Origin of the sequence: Okeania sp. SIO2B9 (genome assembly GCF_010672505.1) — a bacterium.
GTDB lineage: Bacteria > Cyanobacteriota > Cyanobacteriia > Cyanobacteriales > Microcoleaceae > Okeania > Okeania hirsuta.
In genome coordinates this window covers 1-4,522 of the sequence record NZ_JAAHGK010000589.1, presented here as the reverse complement: position 1 = coordinate 4,522, position 4,522 = coordinate 1, and the positions used below count along the sequence as shown (strand labels likewise).

Genomic DNA, 4,522 nt, shown 5'->3' with positions numbered 1-4,522 from the left:
ATCTGAGACCTCTTTGGCCATAGGATAGAGGGTATACTTGCAAGATATCTGGTTGTTCCTGCAATAATTGCAAAATTTGAGTTTTGTACTGCTTCAGTTGAGAAATAACATCAGGAGTTAATACTTCTTTGGCACCTCCTGTACGCAATTTTTCTCCATCACACCATAACTTTACCCCTTTGAGAGAGATATCTTGTAAAAATTCAACTAAATTCATAGTTCCACCTCTATCCAATTATTATCTTTATCTCCATCAAGTTGCTCTCGATCTTCTGATTCAAGGGTTTGATTTTCATCTGTTTGAATCATCAGTTGTTGCTTAACTTCAGTTGCTAGAAGCTGAATAGTTATTCCTTCCATAAATCTGGTAGCTGGAATATCCGCCCCTAACTCAGTTTGAATCTGATTTCGTAATTCCACAGCCATCAATGAGTCAAGTCCCATCATAGTTAGAGATTTTTCTAACTCTATTTGAGAAACTGTCATACCCATAATGTGAGCAATTTTGCTTTGGAGATAAGAAGTCAATAGCTGTTCTTGTTCCCCATCTGAAGCTGCATTTAGCTGCTCTAAAATCCGATTGTCCTGATTCTGCTCTACCGATTTTGTGGTAAAAGCTTCTAAATATCGGAGTTTTGCTAATCCAGGCATCTGCCTAAAAAATTCAGACCAATTAACAGGGAACACCCCTACTTGGCTTTGATACCCTGATAACAATGAACCTAATGCTTGCATTCCTGGTTCGGCTTCGATGGCCATTACTCCACTACTCTGCATTCGGTTTTGATGTTCCTTGGCCAAACGAGCAGCCATTCCTGCTGTTGCCCATGCTCCCCAGTTAATACTTAATCCTGGTAAACCCTGACCTCGGCGATAGTGGGCGATCGCATCCATAAAGCCATTGGCCGCAGCATAGTTTCCTTGGCCAAAATTCCCCAACATTGAAGCCATGGAGGAGAAGCAGACAAAGAAATCTAAGGGTAAATCCTGAGTCAGTTTATGTAAATACCAAGTTCCGGAAACCTTGGGAGCCATTACTTTTGTAAATTTCTCCCAGGTCATTTTTTGCAATACTCCGTCATCCAAAACCCCGGCAGCATGAATTATTCCTTTCAGTGGAGGTAAGGATGTAGATATTTCTTCTAAGATTTTCATCAGAGACTCTTTAGTTGAAATATCCCCTAACAAAACACTGACTGATGCACCTGCTGCTTCTAATTCTTCTATAACTTTTTGCGCCTTTTCATTCGGGTTCCGACGCCCAGTTAATACTATATTTTTCGCTCCTTCTTTCACCATCCATTGGGCTACTTCTAACCCTAAAGCTCCCAAACCTCCTGTAATCAAATAACTGGCTTCAGATTTTATAGATTTTTGCTCATCTCCTGTTTCTGGCAGAGAAACTACCACTTTTCCTATATGCTTACCTTGCTGCATATATCGGAAAGCTGCTTTCACTTCTGTATTCGGGAATACTTTATAAGATAATGCTTTGAGTTTTCCTGACTGACACTGCTGATTTAATTCCTCTGAAAATTCTGCCATTAAACCTGATTGTTGTTGGATCATCAGTCCAATATCAAAAGGCAAGTATTCAGCATCTGGGCGTTTCTCCATCACCTTTTGTTTATCCCAAATTCCGATTTTGCCAATTTCTACAAATCGCCCTTTTTTCCCTAAAACCACAAAACTCTTATCAATGAAATCTCCATTCAAACTATTTAAGACTATATCTACACCTTGTCCTTGAGTAATAGTCATAATTTCATCCGCAAAATCTAAAGTACGGGAATTCATTATGTGCTTTATCCCCATAGACTTGAGAAATTCCCACTTTGGAGGACTTGCTGTCGCGAATACTTCTGCTCCTACACCCAGTGCAATTTGAACTGCTGCTTGCCCTACACCACCAGCAGCAGCATGAATTAATACCTTATCTCCTGGCTGAATTTTCGCTAAATTTTGCAGTCCATAGTAAGCTGTAGCAAAAGTCAATGGTAAAGTTGCTGCTTCCGTAAAACTCATATTTTTCGGTTTAGCCATAATTAGAGCGGCACTGGTAGTAACAAAACTACTAAATCCATTATGAACTATAGCCATAACTTCATCTCCCACCTGCCACTGAGAAACATTTTCTCCCACAGATGCAATAACGCCTACACATTCCAACCCAAAATTGAGTTGAGATACATCAGTAATACCTAATACCTCAGCATAATACTCTTTCAGTAATCCCAAAGAGTTGAGTACATCTCGGAAGTTTAAACCTGCTGCTTTGACTTGAATTTCTACTTCATTCTCTTGTGGAGAACGGCGTTCCATTACTTGCCAGTTGAGTTTGTCTATCAGTCCGTATTCAGACAACTTCAATTCTACTGGTTGATTTTCTAATCCTAATTCTTCCTCTGAGCTAATTTTCTGCTTTTGTTGCCGTACTAATCTTGCTACATAACGAACTCCCTGACGAATTGCTATTTGGTCTTCATTATCTTGATAAAATAGTTCATCTACTAAAATTGGGATCGTTTCCGCAAAATTCGATGTGGAGTCTAAGTCTATTCGTCCACACTTTAATTCTGGATGTTCTAGACTAATAACACGCCCTAATCCCCATAAACTTCCTTGTTGGGGTTGCACCACTTCTGCTGCATCGAATATATTCTGAGTCCCTTGAGTCACTAACCACATTGGTATTGCATTACTTAATCCAGCCTGAACTAAGGCTTGCAGTAAATGTAACGTTGTGGCACAACCAAGTTCTTGAGCTGTTTGTAAATCTTCAGTTTGATTTAGACTCCATAAGTGCAAAATCCCCTGAATATCTGAATTATCTTGGATAAGTTTGGAGAATTCTTCGGCAACAGTGGGATTAATTTGATAATGTTGAGCATTTAATTGCTGATACTCGGAACCAGGGGATACCCTAATATAGTTTTGTCCTCTTTGTTGTAAATCTTGCCCGATAGACTCTACCAATTCATCAGTAAGGGCAAATATTAACCATTTACCAGAATTTTCACTTGATTTTGCAGTTTCTGTTAAAGGCTGAGGTTCCCAATTTATTTCATAATACCAATCACTTAAATCTGCATCTAGAGTCATTAGTAATGCTTTGGGATTCGCTTTCCTACCCTCAAAACCATTTACTTCAGCTACTAACTTTCCAGTTTGGTCAAATAGTTGTATTTCCGCTTTCAGCAGTTTTTCCTCTGATCCCCCTTCTTTCAATCCACGGGTATAACACCAAAGCAAACCATTCTCAGGGCGTTGATAAAAAGTAAACTTCTCAATACTGAAGGGCACAAAAGTTTCACTTTGGTCTCCAGAAAGACTGAGATTCAGTGCAGCTACTGACTGGAAACATGAGTCAATTAAGGCTGGATGTATTTGGTACTTCAGAGCATCTAAGATTGTCTCAGGTACTTTCATTTGACAGAGAATTTCTCCTTCTCCTAACCATACTTGGTGTATCCATCTAAAACTCTGCCGTAATTGAACTTGTCTATCCCATAGACTCTGGTAAATTTCTGTGCTTTCTATTTTTTGACTACAACGAGATTGAATTTCTGCGATGGTTTCTAGAGAATGGGTTTGCGAAGCATTAGTCGGATAAATCTTTCCTGTAGCATGGACTGCCCAATAATTATTATCGGAACTGTCAAAACTAATTACTTGAAATGAATATAAGCTATCCTGTGGGGTGAGAGCCACCTGAACGTTACGCATTCCTTGTTCAGGAATTGCTAATGCTTGGGGAAATAGAATATCCTCCAGTTGACAACCTGTTGCAGAATATGTTAATGAGGCACTTGCTAACAATAGAGAAATATGACTGGCACCAGGTACTACAACTTTTTCATATATTTGGTGGTCTGCTAAAAATGGTAGAGCATCGGTACTAAACTCTGATTCAAAAAAGATATCTTTTGATAATGGAGATTGAAACTTGCGATTAATTAGAGGATGAAGTTTACTAGCAGAAATACTTTGAGAATTAGTCGTTTGTATCCAATACTTTTCTCGCTGAAATGGATAAGTTGGCAAGATTACTTTTTGACGAACGTAATCTCTGTCAAACCCTCTCCAATCTACTTTAGCTCCCTGTACATATAACTGTGCTAAACTTGAAAGTATTTGTTGCCAGTCATTGTTCAAAAGTGAAGTATCCTCTGACTTCTCCGTTTCTAAGGGGATTTTGCCTGGACGTAACGAGGGCAACCATACTCCTGAATCTCCTGATACACATCTACGTCCCATCCCCAATAATATCGGTTTAGGTCCAATTTCCAAGAACAACTGATATCCTTGCTCGTGTAGAGTTTTCATACTCTGAGCAAATTTTACGGGTTGCCGGACATGACGCACCCAATATTCAGGAGTAGCGATTTCTGCACTTACTTTTTCACCAGTGACATTAGAAATAAGTGATATCCGAGGCTGATTATAAGTTACTTCCTGAGCTACTGCTGCAAACTCAGCCAACATTGGCTCCATTAATGGGGAATGAAAAGCATGGATACCA

Annotated in this window: 2 protein-coding genes; both read right to left on the bottom strand. The window is 39.3% G+C overall.

The window, feature by feature from the left end; genetic code table 11:
* A partial coding sequence (locus F6K13_RS19645; RefSeq protein ID WP_287288105.1) for a hypothetical protein occupies positions 1-217 on the bottom strand: 217 nt, incomplete at its 3' end.
* A partial coding sequence (locus tag F6K13_RS19640; protein ID WP_287288103.1) for an SDR family NAD(P)-dependent oxidoreductase occupies positions 214-4,522 on the bottom strand: 4,309 nt, incomplete at its 5' end. The genes F6K13_RS19640 and F6K13_RS19645, both read right to left, overlap by 4 nt.